This is a genomic window from Microbacterium sp. NPDC076768 (assembly GCF_040687205.1).
Taxonomy (GTDB): domain Bacteria; phylum Actinomycetota; class Actinomycetes; order Actinomycetales; family Microbacteriaceae; genus Microbacterium.
Genome location: NZ_JBFBMU010000002.1, coordinates 156,372 through 179,972, shown reverse-complemented (window position 1 = coordinate 179,972; position 23,601 = coordinate 156,372). Strand labels below are relative to the sequence as shown.

The 23,601-nt window shown below is 62.8% G+C and carries 25 protein-coding genes; 13 read left to right on the top strand and 12 right to left on the bottom strand.

The window, feature by feature from the left end; translation table 11 throughout:
• Nucleotides 1–29: 29 nt before the first annotated feature.
• Together AB0O87_RS07265 and AB0O87_RS07260 are read left to right on the top strand one after the other, a co-directional pair.
• On the top strand, nt 30–647 hold the full coding sequence (locus tag AB0O87_RS07265) for a 3'-5' exonuclease (protein WP_363513424.1): 618 nt from the start codon (nt 30–32) through the stop codon (nt 645–647).
• 63 nt (nt 648–710) lie between these two features.
• Complete coding sequence (locus AB0O87_RS07260) at nt 711–1,973, top strand: DNA recombination protein RmuC (protein WP_363513421.1); 1,263 nt, start codon at nt 711–713, stop codon at nt 1,971–1,973.
• A 10-nt stretch (nt 1,974–1,983) separates the two neighbouring features.
• Here the strand turns inward: AB0O87_RS07260 and AB0O87_RS07255 are convergent, their stop codons facing one another.
• On the bottom strand, nt 1,984–2,271 hold the full coding sequence (locus tag AB0O87_RS07255) for a hypothetical protein (protein WP_363513418.1): 288 nt from the start codon (nt 2,269–2,271) through the stop codon (nt 1,984–1,986).
• Nucleotides 2,272–2,450: 179 nt separating this feature from the next.
• Nucleotides 2,451–3,437: a class II fructose-bisphosphatase gene (gene glpX / locus AB0O87_RS07250; protein WP_363513415.1), complete on the bottom strand. Its 987-nt coding sequence runs from the start codon at nt 3,435–3,437 to the stop codon at nt 2,451–2,453.
• A gap of 185 nt (nt 3,438–3,622) precedes the next feature.
• Here glpX and fbaA point away from each other — a divergent pair, with 185 nt between their 5' ends.
• Complete coding sequence (fbaA, locus tag AB0O87_RS07245) at nt 3,623–4,651, top strand: class II fructose-bisphosphate aldolase (protein WP_363513412.1); 1,029 nt, start codon at nt 3,623–3,625, stop codon at nt 4,649–4,651.
• 84 nt (nt 4,652–4,735) lie between these two features.
• Here the strand turns inward: fbaA and AB0O87_RS07240 are convergent, their stop codons facing one another.
• From AB0O87_RS07240 to AB0O87_RS07225, 4 genes are all read right to left on the bottom strand, one after another.
• Nucleotides 4,736–5,986: a hypothetical protein gene (locus tag AB0O87_RS07240; protein ID WP_363513409.1), complete on the bottom strand. Its 1,251-nt coding sequence runs from the start codon at nt 5,984–5,986 to the stop codon at nt 4,736–4,738.
• 30 nt (nt 5,987–6,016) lie between these two features.
• Complete coding sequence (locus AB0O87_RS07235) at nt 6,017–6,553, bottom strand: DUF6264 family protein (protein ID WP_363513406.1); 537 nt, start codon at nt 6,551–6,553, stop codon at nt 6,017–6,019.
• A 245-nt stretch (nt 6,554–6,798) separates the two neighbouring features.
• Nucleotides 6,799–7,596, bottom strand: coding sequence for an IclR family transcriptional regulator (locus tag AB0O87_RS07230; protein WP_363513403.1), 798 nt, complete (start codon nt 7,594–7,596; stop codon nt 6,799–6,801).
• A gap of 2 nt (nt 7,597–7,598) precedes the next feature.
• Entirely contained in the window at nt 7,599–8,678 is a 1,080-nt protein-coding gene (locus AB0O87_RS07225; protein ID WP_363513400.1) for a 4-hydroxy-3-methylbut-2-enyl diphosphate reductase, read from the bottom strand.
• A 66-nt stretch (nt 8,679–8,744) separates the two neighbouring features.
• Here AB0O87_RS07225 and xseA point away from each other — a divergent pair, with 66 nt between their 5' ends.
• The 5 genes from xseA to AB0O87_RS07200 are packed head-to-tail and all read left to right on the top strand — an operon-like array spanning nt 8,745 to nt 13,019.
• Complete coding sequence (gene xseA, locus AB0O87_RS07220; protein ID WP_363513397.1) at nt 8,745–10,022, top strand: exodeoxyribonuclease VII large subunit; 1,278 nt, start codon at nt 8,745–8,747, stop codon at nt 10,020–10,022.
• Between the two features lie 36 nt (nt 10,023–10,058).
• A complete protein-coding gene (locus AB0O87_RS07215; RefSeq protein WP_363513394.1) occupies nt 10,059–10,301 on the top strand; it encodes an exodeoxyribonuclease VII small subunit in 243 nt (80 codons plus the stop codon).
• On the top strand, nt 10,298–10,942 hold the full coding sequence (locus tag AB0O87_RS07210; protein WP_363513391.1) for a DUF4245 family protein: 645 nt from the start codon (nt 10,298–10,300) through the stop codon (nt 10,940–10,942). The genes AB0O87_RS07215 and AB0O87_RS07210 overlap by 4 nt, the downstream gene beginning before the upstream one ends.
• Nucleotides 10,939–11,628: a carbonic anhydrase gene (locus AB0O87_RS07205; RefSeq protein WP_363513388.1), complete on the top strand. Its 690-nt coding sequence runs from the start codon at nt 10,939–10,941 to the stop codon at nt 11,626–11,628. Before AB0O87_RS07210 ends, AB0O87_RS07205 begins: the two co-directional genes overlap by 4 nt.
• Complete coding sequence (locus AB0O87_RS07200; protein WP_363513385.1) at nt 11,625–13,019, top strand: class II fumarate hydratase; 1,395 nt, start codon at nt 11,625–11,627, stop codon at nt 13,017–13,019. The genes AB0O87_RS07205 and AB0O87_RS07200 overlap by 4 nt, the downstream gene beginning before the upstream one ends.
• A 177-nt stretch (nt 13,020–13,196) precedes the next feature.
• On the opposite strand, the gene AB0O87_RS07195 is transcribed toward AB0O87_RS07200, so the two are convergent.
• From AB0O87_RS07195 to AB0O87_RS07185, 3 genes are all read right to left on the bottom strand, one after another.
• Nucleotides 13,197–14,075 carry a DUF559 domain-containing protein gene (locus AB0O87_RS07195; RefSeq protein ID WP_363516135.1) on the bottom strand — a complete coding sequence of 293 codons (879 nt, stop codon included), beginning with the start codon at nt 14,073–14,075 and terminating at the stop codon, nt 13,197–13,199.
• A 160-nt stretch (nt 14,076–14,235) separates the two neighbouring features.
• Nucleotides 14,236–15,522, bottom strand: a complete 1,287-nt coding sequence (locus tag AB0O87_RS07190) for a PhoH family protein (protein WP_363516132.1) — start codon at nt 15,520–15,522, stop codon at nt 14,236–14,238.
• Nucleotides 15,523–15,811: 289 nt separating this feature from the next.
• Nucleotides 15,812–16,591, bottom strand: a complete 780-nt coding sequence (locus tag AB0O87_RS07185) for an isoprenyl transferase (RefSeq protein ID WP_363516129.1) — start codon at nt 16,589–16,591, stop codon at nt 15,812–15,814.
• Between the two features lie 97 nt (nt 16,592–16,688).
• Here AB0O87_RS07185 and AB0O87_RS07180 point away from each other — a divergent pair, with 97 nt between their 5' ends.
• On the top strand, nt 16,689–17,420 hold the full coding sequence (locus AB0O87_RS07180; RefSeq protein WP_363513382.1) for a hemolysin III family protein: 732 nt from the start codon (nt 16,689–16,691) through the stop codon (nt 17,418–17,420).
• Nucleotides 17,421–17,442: 22 nt separating this feature from the next.
• Here the strand turns inward: AB0O87_RS07180 and AB0O87_RS07175 are convergent, their stop codons facing one another.
• Nucleotides 17,443–17,748 (bottom strand): hypothetical protein, encoded by a 306-nt coding sequence (locus tag AB0O87_RS07175; RefSeq protein WP_363513379.1) that lies wholly within the window; start codon nt 17,746–17,748, stop codon nt 17,443–17,445.
• Between the two features lie 67 nt (nt 17,749–17,815).
• Here AB0O87_RS07175 and AB0O87_RS07170 point away from each other — a divergent pair, with 67 nt between their 5' ends.
• Nucleotides 17,816–18,202, top strand: a complete 387-nt coding sequence (locus AB0O87_RS07170) for a DUF4307 domain-containing protein (RefSeq protein WP_363513376.1) — start codon at nt 17,816–17,818, stop codon at nt 18,200–18,202.
• 95 nt (nt 18,203–18,297) lie between these two features.
• Entirely contained in the window at nt 18,298–18,786 is a 489-nt protein-coding gene (gene greA / locus AB0O87_RS07165; protein WP_363513373.1) for a transcription elongation factor GreA, read from the top strand.
• A 71-nt stretch (nt 18,787–18,857) separates the two neighbouring features.
• Here the strand turns inward: greA and ilvA are convergent, their stop codons facing one another.
• Together ilvA and AB0O87_RS07155 are read right to left on the bottom strand one after the other, a co-directional pair.
• Nucleotides 18,858–20,087 (bottom strand): threonine ammonia-lyase, encoded by a 1,230-nt coding sequence (ilvA, locus tag AB0O87_RS07160; protein ID WP_363513370.1) that lies wholly within the window; start codon nt 20,085–20,087, stop codon nt 18,858–18,860.
• On the bottom strand, nt 20,087–21,280 hold the full coding sequence (locus tag AB0O87_RS07155; protein WP_363513367.1) for an AI-2E family transporter: 1,194 nt from the start codon (nt 21,278–21,280) through the stop codon (nt 20,087–20,089). Before AB0O87_RS07155 ends, ilvA begins: the two co-directional genes overlap by 1 nt.
• A gap of 86 nt (nt 21,281–21,366) precedes the next feature.
• Between AB0O87_RS07155 and AB0O87_RS07150 the strand changes: the two genes are divergently transcribed.
• Both AB0O87_RS07150 and AB0O87_RS07145 read left to right on the top strand, forming a co-directional pair.
• A complete protein-coding gene (locus AB0O87_RS07150; protein WP_363513364.1) occupies nt 21,367–22,641 on the top strand; it encodes a crosslink repair DNA glycosylase YcaQ family protein in 1,275 nt (424 codons plus the stop codon).
• Entirely contained in the window at nt 22,638–23,543 is a 906-nt protein-coding gene (locus AB0O87_RS07145; protein WP_363513361.1) for a hypothetical protein, read from the top strand. The genes AB0O87_RS07150 and AB0O87_RS07145 overlap by 4 nt, the downstream gene beginning before the upstream one ends.
• Nucleotides 23,544–23,601: the final 58 nt, after the last annotated feature.

The window sequence follows — 23,601 nt, the reverse complement described above, 5'->3', positions numbered from 1 at the left end:
TCGTCCTCGACCCGGGGGAAAGTGAAGACGTGCCCCTGGATTTCACTGCGATCGACTTCGAAACCGCAAACTCCAGCCCCGCCTCTGCCTGTTCCGTCGGACTTGTGCGCGTGCGCGATGGCGAAGTTGTCGCTACCACCGGGTGGTTGATTCAACCTCCTCCCGGTCACGACGAATTCCAAGAGTGGAACGTACGGATCCACGGAATCCAGCCGACCGATGTGCTTTCAGCGGCCACCTGGGTCGATCAGTTCGACCGCTTGTGTGACTTCGCCGGAGCCGACGTCCTCGTCGCCCACAACGCAGGCTTCGACCTGAATGTGCTCCGCCGTGCGACCGAAGCCACCGGACAAGAGTGCCCGCCCTACCGCTCGCTCTGCAGTCTGCAGGTAGCGCGCAAGACGTATGAGCTTGACTCCTACCGACTTCCGAGTGCCGCTGCGGCCGCCGGGTTCGAAGAGTTCTCCCATCACGACGCACTCGCCGATGCACGCGCGTGCGCTCAGATTGTCATCGACGCCGCTGCCAGAGCGGGCGCGACCAGCGTCTTCGAGCTCGCAGATGCGTTGAGCCTGCGTGTCACCGCGCCAGTGGTGCCTGCTCCGGCGCCTGTTTTGGAGCCTGCCCTGGAGCCTGCTGTCGCGTAACACGCCATAGCCCGCCAAGGCCGGGCGCGCAGGAATGTCGGATGCCTGCCGCATCATGAACACATGGATGCACTGTCTGTCGTTCTCCTCTTGGTCGCCCTTCTCGCGGGCGCAGCCGTCGGATGGCTCCTTCGCGCAGGGCGGGGCGCCGCTGATCTCGCGCGCGCTCAAGCAGAGCTCGTCGCGGCCAAAGACGACCGCGACCGTCAATACGATCTTTATCGAGACGCCGTCGACCACGCACGCAACGAACAGCGGGCAGAAGCGCAGCGAGTGCAACAGCAGAACGCTGTACTCACCGCCCTTGCACCTGTGCGCGAGAGCCTTCAACAGATGCAGACGAAGGTTACGGCGATCGAACGCGAACGACACGCGCAGTTCGGCACCCTCGAAGAACAGTTGCGCCGCGCTCAAGAGTCTGACGAAGCGCTGCGGGCGACGACAGAGTCACTCGCGGGGGCTCTTCGCTCCACTGCGACCAGAGGAGTCTGGGGCGAGACCCAGCTACGCCGAGTCGTAGAAGCTGCGGGGCTCACCCGACACATCGATTTTGATCTGCAGGCGACCATCTCCTCCGACAACGGACAAGGACGACCAGACATGGTCATTCGTCTTGCCGGAGGAAGTTCGATCGCTGTCGATGCCAAGGTGCCTCTGGACGCATACATCGAAGCGTCGGCTCTTCCTTCCGGTGACGCGCACGAGGCGCGGCGTCGGCCGCTGATGCAGAAGCACGTCAAAGCTGTTCGGGCGCACATTGACGCACTGGCAAAGAAGGCTTACTGGGCTGGGCTCGAGGCGAGTCCTGAGTTTGTGATCTGCTTCTTGCCCAGCGAGTCCCTGCTCGCGGCAGCTATCGACGAAGACCCGACGCTCCTCGACTACGCATTCGGTCGTCGAGTGGCACTCGCCTCTCCCGTCAACTTGTGGGCTGTATTGAAGACCGTGGCCTTCACCTGGAAACAGCAGGAAGTATCCACAGAAGCACGAGCTTTGCTCGCGCTCGGCACGCAGCTCTACGACCGGCTCGGCACCCTCGCCGGGCACGCAGACGACCTGCGCAAGGCGCTGGAGCGCACCGTCGACAGCTACAACAGGTTCGCCGGCTCACTGGAGACACGAGTTTTGGTGACCGCACGCCAGTTTCCCGGCGTGGATGCTTCTGCGCTAGAAACCGCTCCACTCATTACCGAAAGCGGAGCCAGACGCTTTACAGCGCCAGAATTGATCGCGGCCGATGACGCCACTCTCGAGCGCGAAGAACCCGCGGAGCCATCAACGACCCATGCCGATGTGGGAGACGTGCGCTCCCGATTGGCGGATTAGAGCCGGCAGATCAAGCGGCGCCTGGCACACCGCTCAGCAGCAGAATAACGAGCCCGCTGGTTGCGAGGAAAGCGCCAATCATCCACCAGACGCTGAGCTCGTGCCCCTCGTCGCGGCGCACGCGGAACAGCACGTCAGCGCGGCGAGCTGGATCGGTAACCGTGGCAGGCGGAGTTGTGACTGGCGGCATCGCCGCGCCTGATTCGGAGTCAGCGTTTACCCGGAGAATGCGTCCGGTGTTCGTCGTAACAATCTTCGTCTGAGCGGACTTCGGACCGCCCGTGTGTTGCGTTGTCATCTGTTCGCCCTCCTGCGCCTGCGGAGCCTGGCGGCTCCTTCGACGGCGACAAACCCAGTCACAATTGTCACACGGGACAGCCGCGAACCGCGGGCAGGAGACGATCGAGCCGGTACCGGCTCGATAACGATGAGACGAGTCTCAGCGTTGCAAAGCGTCAGCCAGACGCGTCGCAACCCTTAGAGCCACTTGGAAACGAGGTGCTCTGAAGCGATGCGGCGAAGGGTCCCAGATGCTCCGCGCAACACCACACTCTCGGTGTAAACGTATCCGCGCTCGCGACGCACACCAGCGACAAGTTGACCGTCTGTCACGCCAGTGGCGACAAAGATCGTGTTCTTGCCCTGCACCAGGTCATCAGCTTCATAGACCTTGTCCATGTCGAGACCAGCGTCGATGCCGCGTTGGCGCTCTTCATCATCGCGAGGGAACAGGCGGCCCTGAATGTGGCCGCCGAGAGCCTTGATCGCGCAGGCTGTGACGATACCCTCCGGGCTACCACCGACACCGACACACATGTCTGTGCGAGCATCGTGGCGCGCAGCGTTAATGCCGCCGGCAACATCGCCGTCGCTCATCAGTCGGGTTCCCGCTCCCGCTTCGCGGATCTCCTGGATCAGTTGATCGTGACGAGGTCGGTTCAATACGGAGACGACAATCTCATCCACCGGCTTATCCAACGCTCCGGCAAGTTTGCGAATGTTCTCGCCAATGGGAAGGCGGATGTCTACAACGCCGACGCCGGCGGGGCCGGTGACAAGTTTGTCCATGTAAAAGACAGTCGAAGCGTCGAGCATGGTGCCGCGGTCAGAAACCGCAATCACCGATAGCGCGTTCTGCCGGCCGGCAGCGGTCAACGAAGTACCGTCGATCGGGTCAACAGCGATGTCGCACAGGGGGCCGCGGCCCGTACCAACAATCTCTCCGTTGAACAGCATGGGGGCATTGTCTTTTTCGCCCTCGCCGATCACCACACGGCCTTGGAAGTCGACAGTGCCGAGGAAGGCACGCATGGCGTCGACCGCTGCACCGTCCGCCGCCTCTTTCGCTCCCCGCCCGATGAAAGGCACCGCCCGAATCGATGCGGCTTCTGTTGCTCGCACCAACTCCATCGCAAGGTTACGGTCGGGACGAAGAGGGCTCAGATCCGCTGTCAGACTTACCATGCGGTCAGCTTAGCTATCAGTCCGAGCAAAGTGCCCGTCTTTCGGCACTGAGATAGCGAAGGAATTGCGATTCTTAACGTTGGAATAGGAGCGGAGGGACACTTGCGCACCCTCCGCTGCAAAATCCGATTACGTCCCCCGATAGAGTGGCAGCTGTCCAGGCTTTCCCTATCGCAGGAGTTCTCATGCCCGTCGCCACACCGGATCAGTACGCCGAAATGCTCGACCGCGCGAAGGCCGGCGGCTTCGCGTACCCGGCATTCAACGTCTCTAGCTCACAGACGATCAACTCCGTCCTTCAGGGGCTGACCGAGGCCGGATCTGACGGCATCATTCAGGTCACCACTGGTGGCGCTGACTACTTCGCTGGCCAGACGGTCAAGGCGCGCGCGACCGGCGCACTCGCCTTCGCCCGCTTCGCAACCGAAGTCGCCAAGAACTACCCGATCACTGTTGCTCTCCACACCGACCACTGCCCGAAAGATGCCCTCGGCGGCTTCGTCGAGCCGCTGATCTCAGCGTCTGAGGAAGAGGTCAAGGCTGGCCGCAACCCGATCTTCCAGTCGCACATGTGGGATGGCTCGGCAGTGCCCCTCGCGGAGAACATCGAGATCGCGAAAGACCTTCTCCCCCGCATGAAGAACATCAACGCGATCCTTGAGGTCGAGATTGGTGTTGTCGGCGGCGAAGAAGACGGTGTGCAGCACGAGGGATCAAACGATGCCCTCTACACAACCTTCGCTGACGTCGACCAGGCCGTGCAGGCGCTGGGCCTCGGCGAGCAGGGCCGCTACATCGCCGCTCTCACCTTCGGTAACGTGCACGGTGTCTACAAGCCCGGTGGCGTGAAGCTGCGCCCGGAGCTCCTCGGCGACATTCAGGCAGAGGTTGCAGCGAAGTACAACACCGGCGCCAAGCCGCTCGACCTGGTCTTCCACGGTGGCTCAGGCTCGACCGACGAAGAAATCGCGCTCGCGGTTGCGAACGGTGTCATCAAGATGAACATCGACACGGACACGCAGTACGCGTACACCCGCGCGATCGCCGACTACATGTTCAAAAACTACGACGGCGTGCTCAAGGTAGACGGCGAGGTCGGCAACAAGAAGCAGTACGACCCGCGCGCCTGGGGCAAGATCGCTGAATCGGCAATGGCTGCACGCGTCGTCGCATCGACCCGCCAGCTCGGCTCGCACGGTCAGTCCAAGAGCTGATCCACCGAAGCGAGAAGAGGGCCCCGTAGCTGTTCATTCAGCTGCGGGGCCCTCTTCTTCGTCTTGTTCAGAGTGATCGGCAGGCTACCGTCGGCTGCGACGAATCCGCGTGATCAAGATGGCTGCGTCGATCATGGCATCGACGACGAGCGAGATTCCAACAAGGCGCCCCACGCCCCGAAGCCGTGAAGTCGCGAATGCTCCCGCAGTGAGCTCGACGACGAACAGTCCGGCGGCGAGCGCCGGTCGATTCTGAAAAGCTTCCACCAGCCGATTGATGGGCCGGTGACGGCGCGTGAGCGGCGTGCCCTCCCCCAGCCCGGCGATGACCGATTCGCGCAGCATCGTGCCCCAGCCCACGGGAAGGAAGCATTGCTGCGGGCCAGATGCCACCCCATCGACGGCAGCTTCGACCAGATTGGTCGGCACTCCAAAGGCGGCCACAAAGGCACGCTGACGCGCCTCGGCACCCACAACACCGCCGAGTGATTCGGCCATCAGCGCGCGATGGGCGGCGTCAACGTCCAGTGGCACGGCACGAGCGATCTGCAAGAGTTCGTCGTGGCTCCCATCGCCCTCTGTGAGCAGACGACGGCAGATCTCCGCTGTTTCAGGGACAGCGATTGCTTCAAGGTCGAGCACGGGGACAGTTCCGCGTTCCGCTTCGGGCCAGAAAGGAATTGCTCCGTCTTTGCTCGCGGTCACCTCAAACCACACGATCGAATCAGCGCGGTTCAGCTCCACTACGGGTAGCTCTGCTTTCAGATTGCCGCCGAACCCCGCTGGCTCCGAAGTGTCGAACTGCTGCAGCGACCACTCTTCCGATTCGCTGTAGGTGACCTCTGTCCGGCGCATCGTTGCCAAGAACCGTGCAGTCCCTGGCCCGCGGTGCGAAAGCGAAGCGACGTGCACCGTCGAAGCGGCGAACAATGCTGAGTCCATCGGCGTCACGTCATCGTCCGAGCACACCCCGCTCTCCTCGACGGGCACGTCATCGATCGAGGTGGTTTCGGCATCGAGATCGTTATCAGCGTCGTAATCGGTGTTCAGCCACAGCGTCAATCCGTGCTCGGTGAAAGCGGCTTTGAGATCGACTGTCGTCAGATTCGTTTCAATGCGGTCGTCGTCACTGAGCGTGAGCACATGGCCGTCGTCGGTCACAGGAACCTCGACGACAGCTTCGTCTCGCTCACCCCACTCGCTTGCCGCATCTTGGATGCCAGCGGGAACGCGCAAGCGGGAGAGGATCTCGTGCGCTTGCGCGCGGGGATCTGTCCCGTCGCCGCGATCCACTGACGCGTAGGAGAGCTGTACGCCGAAACTGTTGTGAAGCATTCTCCGACAGTACCTGTGCGGAGTATGAGGCTACTGACCGGCGGTGCTCAGGTACTCCATGAAGGCGGGATCGTTCATCATCGGCACCATGATGCACACCGTGACGACGAGGCCGGTCGCCGCGGCGCCGGCAATCGGCACCCACCAGGTGATGCGCCCACGACGCAGGCGACGGATCGACAGCGCAGCCGTGATCGACCATCCGACGACGAGCAGGATCGCGGCGATAGTCCCCCACGTCCTCCCCTGTTCAAAGTTGGTGAACGCTGCGTCAACGCCGAGCACTTCCAAGGTCTGGTTCATCACGCCAGGCAAATCGAGGTACGACAGCCCGGTGACCACAACATTGATGAGGCCGTATGCGAGCAGAGCAATCGTCGCGAACCTATCGACGCGGTGCGGGCGCGTGGCAGCCGCTTTTGTGCCTGTCGGCACTCCTGGCGGGGTCGCGGGGCCTTGACCTGCAGGTGATTCGATCACCACTTGATCGATCGGAGGCAGACCGGCAGCTCGCCGCTGTTCTTCCGGAGTCGCGAGTTCGCCATACTGGGGCCGCTGATCGGTCATTCCGCCATGCTAACTGCACAGCCTCGGGCCGGTTCACAGCGGGCGCTGTCGAAGAAGAGCCCGCACGCGATAGCGGCCCCGGAGAAGTGGGGACTTCTCGGGGCCGCGGACGTGAAGCGCTGGGGACGCTTCTCATCCAAACTGACCGCCGGCGCTGGGGACGCTTTGGCGATCGGTAGCGTTCGTGCATACCGCTACATCTTCGATGATAGGAAAACTGAACCCGAGGCACCAGGGGTGTTATTTCAGATAGTGAACTCGGGGCCAGTCGAACCGCCGCCACCACCCAGCGAATCTGCACCGAGCTGCAACGAGAGCTTGCGAGCGGCGCTCTGCAGCGTGGAAACGAGTTGGCGATCAACCACTGCTCGGTCAGCAGAGAGCGAGATCGCCAGGGAAGCGTTCACCCCGGGGGCGATCACAGGAACAGCGACACATGTGGCACCGATCGAGTATTCCTCTTGATCGACTGCCCATCCGGGCGAGTGTTCAAGCTGCGTCAGCAGCGTCGTTCGGTCACTGATCGTGCGAGGAGTCAGCTCTGCCAGCTGGTGTCGGGAGAGATAGTCAAGACGGTCAGCGTCTGGCAGGTCCGCAAGAATCTGCTTCCCCAGGGCGGTCGCATGCGCGCTGGATTGCAAGCTCACCCAGAGCTCGATGCGGGGGTTTCGAACGGCGTCGACGATATCGACCAGGTGCATCTCGCCGTCTTCGAACCGGGAAAGGTACGCCGTCGCGCCCACACCATCTGTTACATCTCGAAGTGCCGTGCGCACCCTCGCCAGAAAGACCCCGCGAGAATCGATCTGTTGTTGAAAGGTGGGAAACCGCGAGCCGAGTACCAGCCCGTCGGGTTCAGAGGCGAGGTAGCCCTCATGAATGAGAGTGCGTACAAGGTTGTAGGTCGTGCCGGGAGTCAGCCCCGTGATCGCCGCAAGCATCTTCGTCGGAAGTGGACGAGGAGAGTTGGCGACGATATCTACCAGCCGGAGAGCACGTTGCACCGACCCGATGAGGGTGGGCTCCGCCTCTGCGGCGTTCACAATTAGGCGCCTCCTCCAGAGGCGCGGCCGCCGAGCGCACGATCATCGCGCTGGCCAGAAGCGTCTTGGCGAAGCTCTTTCGGAAGCGAGAACATGAGGTCCTCTTCTGCCGTCTTCACCTCTTCAACGTCGCGGTAGCCGGCATCGCCGATCGCGTCGAGTACCTCGCGCACCAGGACCTCCGGCACGGAGGCGCCGCTGGTCACGCCGACGGTCTCGACGCCGTCGAGCCACTCTTGTTGAATCTCTTCGGCGTAGTCGACGCGGTATGCAGCCTTGGCGCCGTACTCCAGCGCAACCTCGACCAGGCGCACACTGTTCGACGAGTTCGACGACCCCACCACGATCACGAGGTCAGAGCCCGCTGCGACCTTTTTGATGGCCACCTGACGGTTCTGCGTTGCGTAGCAAATGTCGTCAGACGGCGGGTTGTGCAGGTCAGGAACACGCGTGCGCAGTCGGTTGACCGTTTCCATGGTTTCGTCCACTGAAAGAGTGGTCTGCGAAAGCCAGACGACCTTGCTCGGGTCTTTCACCACAACCGTGTCTGCCTCTTCAGGAGAGTTGACGATCGTGACATGATCTGGTGCCTCGCCCGCTGTGCCCTCAACCTCTTCGTGCCACTCGTGGCCGATAAGCAGAATCTCGAAGTCATCACGAGCGAACCGCACGGCCTCGCGGTGCACCTTGGTAACTAGGGGGCAAGTCGCATCGATGGCGTTGAGGCCGCGGTCAGATGCCGCGCTGACGACAGCGGGAGAAACTCCGTGTGCACTGAAGACGACGTGAGCGCCTTCTGGGACCTCATCGACCTCTTCAACGAAGATCGCGCCTTTTTCTTCCAGCTCGGTGACGACGTGAATGTTGTGCACAATCTGCTTGCGCACGTAGACGGGGGCGCCGTAGCGCTCTAGCGCCTTTTCGACAGCGACCACTGCGCGGTCAACACCCGCGCAGTAACCACGGGGAGCGGCGAGCAAAACACGCTTGTTTCCCACCACCGGGTTATCCTGAAGCCGCCCTGCCGCCGCGCGCACGCGAGGAAGGCGAGGGACGGGGAGATGCACAGCAGTCGAAGTCACCCTTGAATTCTACCGTCGAAGACCTGAACGGGGCCGGAGAGCAGTAAGGGCAGAAACGGGGAGCGCATGACAGTCTTCGAAGCAACAGCAGGGCAGGGTGAGACGCCGCCAGCCGATTCGGTCGCACCCCGCGACTCCACCGCCGACGCACCGACCTCCGTCACTCGCCTCAACACCACCATTCGCGATTTCATCGCGCGGTGGAACACCATCTGGGTTGAGGGTGAAGTTACCTCGTGGAATGTCCGCGCTGGCAATGTTTTTGCGCGGCTGAAAGACACCCGCTCCGACGCACAGATATCCATCAGAGTGTGGTCGAGCGTGCGCGGCCGAATCCCCTCTGACATCGGGATCGGCGATCACGTCGTTGCCGCGGTGAAGGCCGACTACTTCATCAAGGCGGGAGATTTCAGCTTCACGGTCTCTGCCATGAAGCATGTGGGGCTGGGCGACCAACTCGAGAGGCTGGAGAAGCTCCGCATCCAGCTTCGCCAGGAGGGGTTGTTCGACGACGCTCGCAAGAAGCGTCTACCCTTCCTCCCCCACGTGATCGGACTGATCACCGGTGAACGATCGGATGCGGAAAAAGACGTGCACCGCAACGCCGAGCTGCGCTGGCCTCAAGTGCGCTTCCGCACCGAGTATGCCGCAGTGCAGGGCGAACGGTGCGTGCCAGACACTCTCGCCGCCCTCGCCAAGCTTGAGGCGGACCCCGACGTTGATGTGATCATCATTGCCCGCGGCGGCGGTGATCCGCAGACACTGCTCGGTTTCAGTGACGAGCGGCTCGTGCGGGCAGTGGCCGCCGCATCCACCCCGATTGTGAGCGCAATTGGGCACGAAAATGACCACCCGTTGCTCGACGACGTTGCCGACCTTCGCGCATCCACCCCCACGGATGCTGCGAAGCGTGTCGTGCCAGACGTTGGCGAGCAGCGGGCACTCATCGCGCAACTGCGTTCTCGTGCCACCACACGCATCACCCAGCGTCTTTCGCACGACATCGCACAGCTAGAACAGCTGCGCTCTCGTCCGGTACTGCGCACCCCCGCACCGATCATCGATGCCCGCGCGCAAGAAATTTGGCTATTGCAGAGTCGCGGACGGGATACAGTGCGCCGACACATTGACGATGCAGGGCGCCGCACCGGCGAACTTCGGGCCTCCGTTCGTGCGCTCTCCCCTGCCGCAACGTTGGCCAGGGGCTATGCCATCGCGCATCTAGAGGGTGGCGTGATTCTCCGCGACGCTGCCGAAGCGCCGGCCGGAAGTGCCCTTACCCTCACCCTCGACCGCGGCTCATTAACAGCGCGCTCCGAGGGCGAGATCCCCGAAGATGCGTGAGCCGTTCAGACGGGGCGTACGACGTAGGATGGAGGAGTGAGCGCTGTAAACGACACCCCTGTGGACACGCTGTCGTTCGAGGCAGCCCGCGATGAGCTCGTTAAGGTCGTTGCGGAGCTCGAACAGGGTTCCCCGACGCTTGAGCATTCCCTTGCCCTCTGGGAACGTGGCGAAGCTCTCGCCGCCCGCTGCGAAGAGTGGTTGCTTGGCGCAAAGCGGCGACTCGAAGCCGCGCGGGCTAGCGCTTCCGACGATGAGGCACCGGGTGGAGAGTCGTGAGCAAACCGCCTCCCATCATCGCGGAACTTGGCCGACCAGAGACGCCAGATGAAACGGCCGCACGCAAAGCCGCGTCCAGCAAGGCGTACCGCTCTAGCCAGACTTTTCGAAACCTGATTGCTGCCCTTCTCGTGACGGTCGCCATCGTCGCGGTCATCATTTTTGCTGTTCCCCGGGGAGAGCCGGTCGAGGCCGCGCCTCTCGACGTCGCCAGCATTGCCGAAGGTGTCGAGTCCACAATGGAGAGCCCGGTTTTGGTACCGGAGCTCGGCGATTTCTGGCGCGCTAACGCCGCAGAACTCCAGGGCGGCGCGACGGTGGTGTGGGAAGTCACCCTCGCCCCCAAGGCCGATACAGAGCGTGGCTTCATCAAAGTTGCTCAGGCGTTTGACGCCGATTCTTCCTGGGCTCCCCAGGTACTGAACGGCACCGCACCGACCGACACCGTGAACATCGGCGGACTCGAGTGGGATGTCTTCACACCGAGCAGCTCAGACGCGAATGCCAACGTCAGCTACGCCATCGGTACCCAGGCCGGCGATGACTACATCCTGCTGTACGGCTCACGTTCCGCCGACTCCACAGCGGAACTCGCAGAGTCACTCATTCCGCAGATCCGCACCATCTCGGAGGCCTCATGACGCACCCCCTCACTCCCGCCGCTGCATGGCAACAGATGCAAGAAGGCAATCGCCGGTTTGTGAAAGACGAACCGCGCCACCCGAACCAAGACGTCGCTCGACGCAAAGACCTCACCTTTGCGCAGCATCCCGTTGCAACGCTGTTCGGCTGCTCTGACTCTCGCCTCGCTGCCGAGATCATCTTTGACCTCGGACTCGGCGACCTTTTCGTTGTGCGCAACGCGGGACAGGTGATCGGCGAGTCGATCGTCGCGAGCCTCGAGTATGCCGTAGCGGTGCTTGAGGTGCCACTTATTGTCGTTCTCGCGCATGACTCCTGCGGAGCCGTGCGCGCGGCAATCGACGGCACCGCCATCAACGCTGCGCCGCTACCGCCACACATCTGGAAACTGATTGCGCCGATCGTGCCAGCAGCGCGCAAGGTGCTGGCCGAGAGCGGCGGGACCACCGTCGAAGATATCGACTCCGAGCTCGTCGGCGCCGAACATCTACGCAACACGGTGAGCGACCTGCTGCAGTCCTCTGAAGTGATCAGCAACGCTGTCGCCGCAGGCCGATTGGGCATCGTCGGCGCCAACTACCGCCTGGCCGAGGGCACTGCAGTGCCCGTCATCACGGTCGGAATCGACGCCGACGGCGTCAACATCGAGGGAACTGACCCCGCAACCAAGGAGGGTTCGGAATGACTGATACCGAGTACCGCATCGAGCACGACACCATGGGTGAGGTGCGGGTGCCCGTAAACGCGCTCTACGGAGCGCAGACACAGCGCGCCGTAGAGAACTTCCCGATTTCGGGCAAGGGACTGGAATCGACGCAGATCGCCGCGTTGGCCCGGATCAAGAAGGCTGCCGCACTGGCCAACAAAGATCTGGGGACGCTCGACGGCGCCATCGCCGACGCCATCGCGCAGGCCGCCGATCAGGTCGCCTCCGGCGCGCACGACAGCGAGTTCCCCGTCGACACCTACCAGACCGGTTCTGGTACGTCGTCGAACATGAACATGAATGAGGTGCTCGCCACGCTTGCGACGCGCATCCTCGGCGCCGATGTGCACCCGAACGACCACGTGAACGCTTCGCAGTCGTCCAACGACGTGTTTCCGACCTCCGTGCACATTGCTGTCACGCAGGCACTCATCGACACGCTTATCCCCTCGCTCGATCACCTCGCTGTCGCGCTAGAGGCGAAGGCAGAGCTGTGGAAAGACGCCGTGAAGTCGGGTCGCACTCACCTGATGGATGCGACACCGGTGACCCTCGGACAGGAGTTCGGCGGCTACGCTCGTCAGATCCGTCTGGGCATCGAGCGCGTGCAGTCGGCGCTCCCCCGTGTCTCTGAGGTGCCGCTGGGTGGCACCGCCACCGGCACCGGCATCAACACGCCTCTCGGGTTCCCACAGAAGGTCATCGCGCTGCTTGCCGCCGAGACCGAGCTGCCGATCACCGAGGCAAAGGATCACTTCGAGGCGCAGGCCAACCGCGATGGACTCGTCGAGGCTTCCGGTGCGCTGCGCACGATCGCTGTGTCGCTCACCAAGATCAACAACGACCTCCGGTGGATGGGCTCCGGTCCGAACACAGGTCTCGGCGAACTTCACATCCCCGACCTGCAGCCCGGCTCGTCGATCATGCCGGGCAAGGTCAACCCTGTGGTTCCTGAGGCCGTGCTGATGGTCTGCGCCCGCGTGATCGGTAACGACGCTACGGTCGCCTGGGCCGGAGCATCCGGTTCTTTCGAACTGAACGTCGCCATTCCGGTGATGGGCACGGCAGTGCTGGAATCGATCCGTCTGCTCTCGAACGCCTCGCGTGTACTCGCCGACAAGACAGTCGACGGTCTGAAGGCAAACGTCGAGCGCGCGGCCTCGTTTGCTGGCATGAGCCCATCGATCGTCACGCCCCTCAACAAGCTCATCGGCTACGAGGCTGCGGCGAAGATCGCCAAGCACTCGGTCGCCAAGGGCATCACGGTGCGCGATGCGGTCATCGAGCTCGGATACGTCGAGCGCGGTGACCTCACGCTCGAACAGCTCGACGAGAAGCTCGATCTGCTGTCGATGACGCACCCCGGCTAAGTCGTTTTGCTATCCGGATGCCGCGAGGACCTGTTCCTCGCGGCATCTGCCGTCTCCCCCTCCCTTCCTCCCCCTCTCTTCCCCCTCCCCACTCACATGCATGACCTCTCGCCACATGCATGAGGTATTGCAGGTAAAACCTCATGCATATGTCAACGGATCATGCAGGTGGAGGAGTCATGAACGGGATCGTGCGATGGCTGCGCGCACTGCGGCCACCACCACATCCCAGGAATAGAGGATCATCGCGTAGTCGAACCGCAGCGTTTCGAAGCCGAGATCTGATGCCGCGGCGTCCCGGACGAGATCGCGATGACGCTGCACGGATCCGGCGTGGTTTTCTCGGCCATCTGCTTCCAGAATCACGCGTCCCTCGATCACGAAGTCGACTCGCCCGACTCCCTCAATGGTGACCTGCGTGCGCACCCTGATGCCGATGAGATGGAGCCGTAGTCGCACCAACGATTCCAGACCGCTGTCGGCGTCCGCGCGCGCAAAATCGACTAACCAGCGCGCTGTCGCTGGTAGTGAATCGCGAACGCTCGCGCGCGCACCGGCGCTCAGGATCCGCTTGTTCCAGGCAGACTCAAACGCGGCGAAGAAGAACTCCGCCCCGTAACAGACGAACGCGTGCACGAGCGCGAGCTCGATCGGGGCGAGACCGATTCGCATGTGTCCTGGCGTGAAGTGAGAGACGCACCCGCACGACTGCGGATGGTGACCGCGACCTCCGAGCCCCATCCAGACGTGCACTTGCGTTGGTGGCTCGAGTGTCCACACGCCCATCGCATCGAGCGAGCTGGCGCAGGAAAGCGCACCGCCATGCGCCGCCGCGCATACGACCTCGTCCGGGGCATGCAGCGATGCGAACACCCCTGGTCGTACCCGCACAATACGTCCTGCCCTCACCTCAGACCCCAGGCGCGAACGCGAACAACCAAGCGCTTGCAGCGTGACTCCGCGGGCGACTCCCCCGAGCTGGCTGAGGAGGAAGGGAACATCGATCACCGACTCATCATCACCGCCGCTGACGACCTGAGGGTGCCGGTGCCGCATCACCGGTGGACAATCGCGCGGATCACGCTCCGGTGCAGAACCACACGCCTCCTACCCTCCCCTCCGGATGCATGAGCGCTACGCGCGTGGCTGAGGCCTGGGCCACAGGCCCTCAGCCATGTGGGTTTTGTTCATGCATCCGGGGGGACGGGGCGGGGGGTTAGCTGAGCTCGCCGCCCTCGAGGAGTTCGGTGACGAGGGCCGCGATCGCGGAGCGCTCAGAGCGGGTCAGAGTGACGTGACCGAACAGATCATGGCCCTTCAACGTCTCAATCACGCTGGCGATCCCGTCGTGCCGCCCCACGCGCAGGTTGTCGCGCTGTCCGACGTCGTGCGTGAGGATGACGCGGGAGTTCTGTCCCATGCGGCTCAGCACGGTCAGCAGAACGTTCCGTTCGAGCGACTGGGCCTCATCGACGATCACAAACGCATCGTGCAAAGAGCGTCCGCGGATGTGTGTGAGGGGCAACACTTCGAGCAGCCCGCGGGCGATGACCTCTTCAACAACATTTCCGGAGACCACCGATCCCAGCGTGTCGAAGACGGCTTGCCCCCACGGACCCATCTTTTCGCCCTGGTCACCGGGGAGGTATCCGAGTTCCTGTCCGCCGACCGCAAACAGTGGCCGAAAGACGATGATCTTCTTCTGCTGCTGCCGCTCCAGCACGGCCTCGAGTCCAGCGCACAACGCGAGCGCCGACTTTCCGGTGCCGGCCCTGCCACCGAGCGAAACGATGCCTACGTCAGGATCGAGAAGCAGATCGATCGCGATGCGTTGCTCTGCCGAGCGCCCATGCATCCCGAAGATGTCACGGTCGCCGCGGACCAGCCGATACTCGCCGTCGCCGGTGACGCGCCCCAGCGCGGATCCCCGCTCGGAGTGGATGATCAACCCGGTGTTCACCGGGATCCCCCGCGCCTGCTCGCTGATGCCAACTTCACTCTCGTACAGATCGCTGATGTCGTCGCCAGAGAGGTCAAGGGTCGAGATGCCGGTCCAGCCGGAATCGACAGCCTGTTCTGCAAGGTACTCCTCAGCGCGCAAGCCGAGCGATGCAGCCTTGACGCGCATAGGGAGGTCTTTCGAGACGATCGTGACGTCTTGGCCGTCCTGCGAGAGGTGCATGGCGACCGAGAGGATGCGCGTGTCATTGTCACTGAGACGAATACCCGCAGGGAGCACGGAAGCGTCAGTATTCGCCAGCTCAACCCTCAGGGTTCCGCCTTCGCCGACCTCCACAGGAAAGTCGAGGCGACCGTGCTCGATACGGAGATCGTCGAGGTGGCGCAGTGCCTGCCTGGCGAAGTAGCCGATCTCCGGATCGTGACGTTTTCCTTCAAGCTCGGTGATGACGACGACGGGGAGCACGACCGAGTGCTCGGCGAACCGGAAGAACGCCTGTGGGTCGCTCAGCAACACGGAGGTATCGAGGACGTAGGTGCGCAGATCCTGATCTGGATCAACACCAGACGCGTGCCTCGTGGTCTTACGGGTGGACTGATGCGCTGTGCTGCTGGACTGCTGCGCTGTACGTGTGGTCACGACCCACTCCCGACCCGGGAGAATCCCGGCTATTCGAACGAGTCGACCAGGGGGTCACGAGTCACAGACCTCAAGGCCGACTCGAACGGGCTCCTTGCCCGATGACTAGAACGTACGACTAGACACTCGCTTAAGACGCCCTCGACACGCGACGGGTGCGTTACGAAGTGGTGAACTTCGCGTGACCGCGCGCTTAGCGTCCGAACCGCCGATCCCTGTCTGCGTAGTCGCGAATGGCACGAAGAAAATCAACCTGACGGAGGTCGGGCCCCAGCGCCTCGACGAAGTAGAACTCACTGTGAGCGCTCTGCCACAAGAGAAAGTCGCTGAGTCGCTGCTCTCCGCTCGTGCGAATCACAAGGTCAGGGTCGGGTTGCCCGCCGGTATAGAGGTGCTCACCGATCATTTCCGGCGTGAGATGGGCGGCGAGGTCTTCCAACGTTCCGCCGGATGCTTCGTGCTTTGTGATGATGCTGCGCACCGCGTCGACAATCTCGTGGCGCCCGCCATAACCCACAGCGAGGTTCACGTGCAGGCCGGTGTGGTTCTTGGTGCGCTCTTCTGCATCTGCGAGCACGCTGGCGAGTTCGGGCGGCAGAATGTCGGCTCGCCCGACGTGCTGGACGCGCCAGTTGCCCTCTTGAGACAGCGCTTCTGCCAGCTCGGCAATGATCTCGATGAGGTCGGAGAGCTCGGCAGAGTCACGCTTTCGGAGGTTGTCGCTGGACAGAAGATACAGCGACACCACCCGGATGCCGAGCTCGTCGCACCATTCCAAGAACTCGCGCATCTTGGCAGCGCCAGCGCGGTGTCCATCGGCTGGGGTGTCCAGGCCAAGCTGGCGCGCCCACCGACGGTTACCGTCAATCATCATCGCGACGTGGTGCGGAACCGACGCGGGATCAAGGTGCCGACGCAAACGGTTCGTGTAGAGCCGGTACAGCGGCCCTCGCACCGGGCTCTCGCGGGAAATCACGTCCCTACGCTACCGCGTGAGGCCGTGTGGCATGGTGTGCGTACGCTGAGGATATGTGCCCTGCCGGGTATGCGCATCGGCTTAGAGTGAAAGCGTGAGCACTCCCGAACATTCTGGTCCTGATGTCCCTCAGCTCCCCCTCCTTGAAGCGGCAGAGGTGGATGCGGCCGTAGAGATCAAACCCAGCTGGCGCGGATGGATCCATGCCGCTACCTTCCCCGTGGCGCTGGTCGCGGGAATCGTGCTCATCTTCGCGGCAGAAGGCGCCGCAGCGAAGTGGGCATCAGCGGTGTTCATGCTCACGTCGCTTCTGCTGTTCGGCAATTCCGCGCTGTACCACCGTCTGGACTGGCAGCCGAAGACCAAAGTGATCCTGAAGCGCATCGATCACGCAAACATCCTGTTGTTGATCGCCGGAACGTACACGCCGCTCGCTGTACTCGCACTACCTCCGCAAAAAGGCGTGCTACTTCTCTCGCTGGTGTGGGGCGGAACGCTCCTCGGTATTCTGTTCCGCGTCTTCTGGATCAACGCCCCGCGCTGGCTTTATGTCGCCCTCTACCTGGTGCTCGGTTGGGCGGCAGTGATGTATCTCGGTGACCTTCTTGAGGCGAACGTCGCGATGATGGTGTTGGTCATCGTCGGTGGACTCCTCTACACCGGAGGCGCCATCGTCTACGCGATGAAGAAGCCGAACCCGTGGCCAGGCCACTTCGGCTTCCACGAGATCTTCCACGTATGCACCGTGCTGGCGTTCCTGTGCCATTGGACAGCGTGCCTGCTCATCGCTCTCGCGCCGTTGTCGCCATCACTCGGCGCGGCGTAACCCGCCTCCTGCAGCAGACGAATCAGCGGGCGGCTGGATCTTCGTTCTCCGGCGGGTTGTCCGCAGCGCTCGCCTCTGGCGACGTGGCAGCGCCTGGTCCGGCTGCGGAGCCTTCTTCGGCGATCGCAGCCTCCTCGGCGTCGAGCTCGTCGCGCACCTCTTCGCGGTAACGGACTCGTCGGATACGACGGTTCATGTCCCAGATCAGAAGGATGACCGCAATCACGACGACGACAATCGCGGCGAAGCCGATAAACCCGGGGGTCACTGACTCCGGCTCGACAGTCATCACGGGTGTCGGCATCGGGGTCTCGGTGAAAACGAGCATGAGGCGGCCTTTCATACGCAGGTCGCATAACCTGGTAACTCCAGCCTAACGACAGGAAGACCTCCCTGTGACTACCGCGCAAGAGCTCGACGAACGCTACGGTCGAACCCCCAGACGACGCCTGCCCTGGATCATCGGTGGCTCCGTCGCCCTGCTGGTCGTCGGTGCCTTTAGTTGGATGACTGTCGCTCAGTCGATGGGTTCTGTTGATGCAGACGACCTTGGCTTCGAGCTCGTGGATGAGCACTCTGTCAGCCTCACTTTCCAGGTCACCGGCGTGCAGGGACGCGACGTCGTCTGTGCTCTCGAGGCGCTGGATGAAGAGTTCGGCGTTGTCGGCTGGAAGATCGTCGAAATCGATGCAGCAGAGAGCCAGTCGCAGGCGCTGACGGTCAGCATCCCCACCGTTGCAAGGGCAACGACAGGTTTGGTGAACACCTGCTGGGTCGCTTAGACTCGTGCCAGACAAACGACGCCCCGGCAACGTGCCGGGGCGTCTTGGCATATCCCCCGCCGTATGTCGAGGGATCCTAAAGAAGGAGCTTCGTCATGTCCACCGACGCTCAGGTGCCCTTCCTCACGCAGGAAGCGTATGACCGACTCGTTGCCGAGCTGGAGCATCTCTCCACATTCGGCCGCGATGAGATCGCCAAGCGTATCGAAGCGGCTCGCGAAGAGGGTGACCTCAAGGAGAACGGCGGGTACCACGCCGCGAAGGATGAGCAGGGTAAGCAAGAGGCGCGCATCCGTACGCTGGAAAATCTGTTGAAGACCGCCAAGGTCGGCGAGGTTCCAGCCAGCCGCGGCATTGTTGAACCCGGCACTGTGGTCACGGCCGTCGTCGCTGGCGGTGAAGAAGTCTTCCTGCTGGGCAGCCGCGAGATCGCCGCCGAAAGCGACCTCGACGTTTACAGTGAGGCGAGCCCGTTGGGCCAAGCCATTCTGGGCCTCAAGGTCGGCGAGAAGTCTTCGTACGAAGCGCCGAACGGACGCTCCATCAGCGTCGAGATCGTCAAGGTCGACACCTACGCTGGCTAGAGATTTTGCACGGCAAAAGCCCCGGCAACCATGAGGTTGCCGGGGCATTTTGCATATGTTTCTGAGGCCGATCAATCCGGAACGAGCATGGGCTCGAACCCTGCGCGACGCAGTGTGTCGAGCGTATGTTCTGAGTGCTCAGGACCACGGGTCTCCACACTGAGTTCTAGAATCACCTCGGTGATCTGCAATCCATGTCCGTGCCGGGTGTGCATCGCCTCGATGACGTTCGCGCCAGCCTCGGCGATCAGCTCAGATACACGGGCGAGCTGACCGGGCCGGTCGGGCATCGGAATACGAATCGTCAGGTAACGGCCAGATGCCGCAAGCCCGTGCGAAACCACACGCTGCAGCAGCAACGGATCAATGTTGCCGCCAGAGAGCACAGCCATCGTGGTGCCGGTCGCGGTGACCTTGCCAGCGAGAATTGCAGCGACTCCGGCCGCGCCCGCTGGTTCGACGATCACCTTGGCTTGCTCTAGCAGCACCAAAATAGCGCGGGCGAGGTCGTCATCAGACACCGTGACGACCTCATCGACGAGGTCTTTGATGATCTCGAACGGGATTGCGCCTGGGCGCGCCACCAGAATGCCATCGGCAATCGTGGGGCGGGTGACGATGTCGACCGGCTCACCTGCCGCGAGCGATGGCGGCATGGCCGCTGCATTTTCGGCCTGTACACCGATCACGCGAACTGTGCGTCCGAGTTCAGCAGCGCGCGCTTTCACAGCCGCTGCAACGCCGGCGATCAGTCCGCCACCGCCAATACCTAGAACGACAGTATCGACCTCTGGGGCGTCTTCTAAGAGCTCGAGCCCGAGGGTTCCCTGTCCGATGACGACGTCGCGATGATCGAACGGGTGAATCATCATGGCACCGGTACGTGTGGCAAACTCCGCCGCAAGCCGCAACGAGGTCGCGACCGTCTCGCCCTCCAGCACCACCTCGGCACCGTATCCACGCGTGGCGAGCAGCTTTGGCACTGGCACGCCGATCGGCATAAAAATGGTCGCGGGGATTCCGAGAGCCTGAGCGGCAAGCGCGACCCCCTGTGCGTGGTTGCCAGCGGAGGCAGCAACCACTCCCCGAGAGCGCTCTTCCGCGCTGAGCTTGGATAGCCGGTAGGCCGCCCCCCGAATTTTGAAGGAACCCGTACGTTGCAGGTTCTCCATCTTCAGCAGCACGGGGGCGCCTAGCGCGTCAGAGAGTGCGCGTGACGGCAGAGTCGGTGTGTGCGAAATCACCTCAGCCAGACTCTGAGCTGCTTGTTCGAACTCGGTCAGACTGGGGACTACGCTCATCAATTCCTCCGTCTCCGCTCGCGCGGCACTGTGCTCCAAATGAGATCTCCGCTTGGCCCCGCTCCGGTCCGCCACGAGCCGGTGCTCACCGTGACGGCTGCAACGTTAAAGAACGCTGCGAGAGGCACGGCGAACAGCGCCCCTGGGATGCCAGCGATCATCGCTCCACCCGCCACCACGAGAACCACGGCGAGAGGGTGAACCTTCACGGCAGAGCCCATCATGATCGGCTGCAGAATGTGTCCCTCGATCTGCTGGACAGCGAGCACGACGACAAGCATCCAGAGGGCAATCCACGGGCCGTTGTAGACGAGCGCGAGGAACACGGCGACGGCGCCGGTGACCACGGCACCCACGATCGGGATGAACGAACCAAGGAACACCAGCACGGCGACCGGAATCGCGAGAGGCACCTGGAGCAGGAATGCACCAAGCCCAATACCGATCGCGTCGATGGTCGCCACGAACAGCTGAGTTCGCGCGTAGTTCACCACCGTCGTCCAGCCGTTGCGAGCCGCACCATCGACAGCAGGACGAGCGGTACGGGGGAACATCTTCAGCGTCCAGCGCCAGATGCCCGCGCCATCCGCAAGCAGGCAGATGAGAATGAACAACGACAACACGGCACCGGTGGCGACGTGGCCGACCGTCGTGCCGATCGCCAGAGCTCCGGTCCACAGCACCTGCGCCTGTTCGTTGAGCAGGTTGAGGCCCTGTTGTAGGTAGTTCGCGATCTCTGTGTCGGAGAGGTTCAAAGGCCCATCGTGCAGCCAGACCTGAAACTGGTCGAGTGCTTCTGTCGTCCGCTGCCGAACAGAGGGAAGCTCCGCCCGAACCTGCCAGACGACGAGCCACATCAACCCTGTGACGATCGCTGCCGCGCCGATCAGCGAGATCGCAATCGCTAGCCAGCGCGGAAGATGCCGTCGCAGCATCCACGAAAAGGCTGGCCAGAGCAGAGCGGTGATCAAAATACCGACCATCAGTGGGATGACCAGGAGCTTGAGCTGAATCACGAGCCAAATGAAGACGCCAATGGCCGCGGCGATAATGAGCAACCGCCAGGCGTAGCTCGCTGTCGTGCGCAACGGCAGAGGGACAGCTTCGTCTGCCTCTGTTGTCACTGTGCGGTCAGTGGAGACCGGGCGCGGAAGAAAGAGATCTCGCAGCCGGGGTCGCTGTTCCTCGCTCATCGCACAATTCTACGGTTATGTTGTATGCCGCATCGTGCATCTTCTTCGTCGAGCACGATGTCCGCAGCCACAGTTACGCTGGCGAGATGACGGACACCCTCAGCTCGATTCAGGCGCGGCGCATTGCTCTCGCCGCTCAGGGGTTCACACGAGCCAGGCCAGCGATTGTCGGGGCACGTCATGTGCATCGCACCATGGATCGGCTCGGTGTCTTACAGATCGACTCGGTCAATGTCTTCGCACGGTCGCACTATCTCCCGCTCTTCTCCCGGCTCGGCGCGTATGAGCCGGCGCTGCTTGACCAGGTCTTTCTCTCGCGCACCACCCACTATGTGGAGTATCTCGCCCACGAGGCGACGTTCGTACCGATCGAGGATTGGCCCCTTTGGCGGTTCCGGATGGAGGACTTTCGGCGGCGCTGGACCGATGAGGGCTCCTGGGCGCACAGCAATGCTCGCACTCTGCAGTGGGTGCAAGACGAGTTGCGCACACGCGGCCCCCTGCGCCCAGCCGATCTGCGCGACGACGCTCCGCGGGAACGCGGAACCTGGTGGGACTGGGACGACGTCAAGCTTGCGCTGGAACACCTGTGGCGCACTGGAGATGTCGCCGTCAGCGGACGAAAGGGTTTCGAGCGCACATACGCGCTTGCAGAACAGGTCGTTCCCGACCACATCCGCTCCACGGAGGTCTCACGTGAAGACGCTATTCGCGAGTTGGTGCGCCGTGCCGCCCGCTCCAGCGGAGTTGCGACTCAGGCAGATCTGGCCGACTACTACCGCATCCGCGATCGAGCGATCATTGCTCGTTCGATCGCGGAACTCGTCGATACCGGTGACCTCCTGCCTGTCGAGGTGCGGGGATGGGAACGCGGCGGTCGCCCGCTGCCGGCCTGGCGGCATCGAGATGCGGTGCTTCCGCGCAAAATCGATGCGACGGCGATACTGACCCCGTTCGACCCTGTGGTGTGGTTTCGAGAGCGCGCGCTTCGGGTATTCGAACTCGACTACCGCATCGAGATTTACGTGCCAGCGCACAAGCGTCGGTTTGGCTACTACTCGCTTCCTGTGCTCGTGGGCGATCGCATTGTGGCCCGCGTCGACCTCAAAGCCGACCGTGCGAAGTCCACCCTGCAGGTGCAATCCGCGTGGTGGGAACCGCAGGCACGCCCCGAAGACGCCGAGCCTATCGCCGCTGAACTTGGTCTGGCTGCGCGCTGGCAAGGACTTGAACATGTCTCGGTGTCGGGTTGGGGTGACGCCACCACGGCGCTCCACAGCGCCCTGACCGCTCTTGATCCCACCGCACGGCGGCATACCCATACCAGGGAGAGTGCTCACACCAGGGAGAGCGCCGAATGAAAAGGCGCATGTGGTGGGTAGCTGGCGCCGTCGTGGTCGCCGCCGCACTTGCTGGCGTGTGGGCGTGGCAGGCGATGCCGAGGTTGCAGACCCCCGAAGATGTGACGCTCCAGTACCTGCGCGCGCTGGAGTCGGGCGACTCTCGGCAAATCGAAGCCACCGCTATCGACGTCTCCCCTGCCTCGCTCGAGGCATTCGCCGGTGCCTCCGCGCTCATCGAAGACGCACAGCTGGGGGTGGTCACTCTTGGTGATGACAGCAAGACCGCGATCGCCGAGGTTTCATTCGCGCTCGACGGCGAGCAAACAGTTGCCGAGATATCACTGACGTCCGTCGACGGTCGCTTTGTCGTCGACTCCTCCGGACTCGGTACTGTCGTGTTTGCCTCGACTATCGGTTCCTTTGTGGCCGTGGGCGACACCACCGTGCCAGGAGACGAAGAGATCGCTCTCGTGCCAGCCGTCTACACATTCACCGCAGCCCCGACGGCTTTGCTCGACGCGGAAGAGGTGCGCGCTGTGTTGCCTGGCAACGAGCAACAGGTGGCGCTCGATGCGGCGATACGCCCCGAAGCCACAGCTGTCGCCCAGACGCAACTGGATGAGCACCTCTCTGCGTGCACTGAGACGGCAGCAGCCGCCCCCGAGAGATGCGGGATTCAGATCCCCTGGGGTACGGAGTTCCAGTCAGCGGCAGAGTTTCGTTATCGCGTCGAGCAGCTGCCTGTCATCGTGCTGGCAGCCGACGGCGGGTTCAGCGCAGAAGACGGAGTTTTGACAGCGACAGTCGCTGGCATCGGCCTAGACGGCAAACAGCGCGAGGCCACCTACCGCACCGAAACATGGAGCGTTCGTGGCGAGGTCACCTTCACAGAGACTGGTCTCGCCCTATCGCCCTGGTAAACGTCGGTCAGAGGCGAGCATCAGCTCGAAACTGTATTTAGCTCGAAACTGTATTTAG

Coding starts and splice junctions, on each gene's coding strand:
- AB0O87_RS07260 (WP_363513421.1), top strand. CDS start 711: ATGGATGCACTGTCTGTCGTTCTCCTCTTGGTCGCCCTTCTCGCGGGC.
- AB0O87_RS07255 (WP_363513418.1), bottom strand. CDS start 2,271: ATGACAACGCAACACACGGGCGGTCCGAAGTCCGCTCAGACGAAGATT.
- glpX (WP_363513415.1), bottom strand. CDS start 3,437: ATGGTAAGTCTGACAGCGGATCTGAGCCCTCTTCGTCCCGACCGTAAC.
- fbaA (WP_363513412.1), top strand. CDS start 3,623: ATGCCCGTCGCCACACCGGATCAGTACGCCGAAATGCTCGACCGCGCG.
- AB0O87_RS07240 (WP_363513409.1), bottom strand. CDS start 5,986: ATGCTTCACAACAGTTTCGGCGTACAGCTCTCCTACGCGTCAGTGGAT.
- AB0O87_RS07235 (WP_363513406.1), bottom strand. CDS start 6,553: ATGACCGATCAGCGGCCCCAGTATGGCGAACTCGCGACTCCGGAAGAA.
- xseA (WP_363513397.1), top strand. CDS start 8,745: ATGACAGTCTTCGAAGCAACAGCAGGGCAGGGTGAGACGCCGCCAGCC.
- AB0O87_RS07205 (WP_363513388.1), top strand. CDS start 10,939: ATGACGCACCCCCTCACTCCCGCCGCTGCATGGCAACAGATGCAAGAA.
- AB0O87_RS07200 (WP_363513385.1), top strand. CDS start 11,625: ATGACTGATACCGAGTACCGCATCGAGCACGACACCATGGGTGAGGTG.
- AB0O87_RS07195 (WP_363516135.1), bottom strand. CDS start 14,075: ATGCGGCACCGGCACCCTCAGGTCGTCAGCGGCGGTGATGATGAGTCG.
- AB0O87_RS07175 (WP_363513379.1), bottom strand. CDS start 17,748: ATGCTCGTTTTCACCGAGACCCCGATGCCGACACCCGTGATGACTGTC.
- greA (WP_363513373.1), top strand. CDS start 18,298: ATGTCCACCGACGCTCAGGTGCCCTTCCTCACGCAGGAAGCGTATGAC.
- ilvA (WP_363513370.1), bottom strand. CDS start 20,087: ATGAGCGTAGTCCCCAGTCTGACCGAGTTCGAACAAGCAGCTCAGAGT.
- AB0O87_RS07155 (WP_363513367.1), bottom strand. CDS start 21,280: ATGAGCGAGGAACAGCGACCCCGGCTGCGAGATCTCTTTCTTCCGCGC.
- AB0O87_RS07150 (WP_363513364.1), top strand. CDS start 21,367: ATGACGGACACCCTCAGCTCGATTCAGGCGCGGCGCATTGCTCTCGCC.
- AB0O87_RS07145 (WP_363513361.1), top strand. CDS start 22,638: ATGAAAAGGCGCATGTGGTGGGTAGCTGGCGCCGTCGTGGTCGCCGCC.